Here is a 1041-nt window from a genome sequence, read left to right as displayed (position 1 = left end):
GTCTTCCACCGTGGTGCGGCCGCCTTCGTTCCGGCGAGGATTTGGGGAGCTGGTCGCAAACCGGCCAATCTGAAAGACGGACGCACCGATGAACAGCAAGCGGTCCTACCTCGATACACTCAACGCCGGCAGGCAGCGCAGGCCTCAGACCACGCTCGAGCAGTTGAACCGCTCGCTGGAGACGCTGGAACAGCGGCTAGAGAGGACGCGCGAGGATACGATGGCACGTCCCGATCCCCGCCAATATGGCGCCGAACCGCGCTATCCCGCAGCACAGCCTTCGGCTCAGCCGCGCTGGTACCAGGATCCGCAGCCCGCGCCGCATCCGCAGGCGCCGATGCCGGCGCCGGCCGTCGGCCAGAACTACCAGAACCTTGCCCGCGATATCGACCGCATCCGCGGTCAGGAAGACAGCGTTGCCATGGTCGGCAAGATAGCCGGCGAGCTGCGCGGCATGCGCGAGGAATTGCGCCACCAGATGACTGCCGGGCTGCAGAGCGAATTCGAGGCGCTGCGCAAGGACATCGACCGCGCCCTGCTGGCAAACGCCAAGTCAGGCGCTTCGGGCAAGGGCAGCGCCGAACTTGGCCTCGAATTCGAGCGGCTTTCCGGCGCCATCAAGACGCTGTCGGAAAAAAGCGACGACAGAAGCGTCAACATGCTGCGGCTCGAACTCGAACAGGTCAAAGCCGCGCTCGACACGCTGGCGCGCGAGGAGAGCGTGCAGAAGGTCGACCGCCGCTGGGACGATTTCGATCGTCGCTGGACAGCCTTCGAGGACCGCGTCGACGCCGACCAGCGCAACCGCTCACCGGACCCCGCCATTTCGGGCCTGACCGATCGGCTGGAGCAGATCAGCAACGCCGTCAACAACCTGCCGGAATCGCTATCCCTGCGCTCGCTGGAGGAAAAGGTCCGCACGCTGGCCAGCGCCGTGGATCATTTCGCCAGCCAGCAGGACAATCGCGGCGGCGAGACGCTGGCCATGATCGACGAGCGGCTGGACGAGATTTCCCGCGCCATCGTCGCCTCGACCGTGGC

General features: G+C 65.9%; 1 pseudogene. It reads left to right on the top strand.

What is annotated here, in order from left to right:
• Window positions 1–88: 88 nt before the first annotated feature.
• Window positions 89–1041, top strand: a pseudogene (locus FJ980_RS34155) (peptidoglycan-binding protein); the annotation flags it as partial.

This window comes from Mesorhizobium sp. B1-1-5 (assembly GCF_006443065.1).
Taxonomy (GTDB): Bacteria; Pseudomonadota; Alphaproteobacteria; order Rhizobiales; family Rhizobiaceae; genus Mesorhizobium.
The sequence above is the reverse complement of the archived record's forward strand: the minus strand, read 5'-3'. Positions and strand labels throughout refer to the sequence as shown.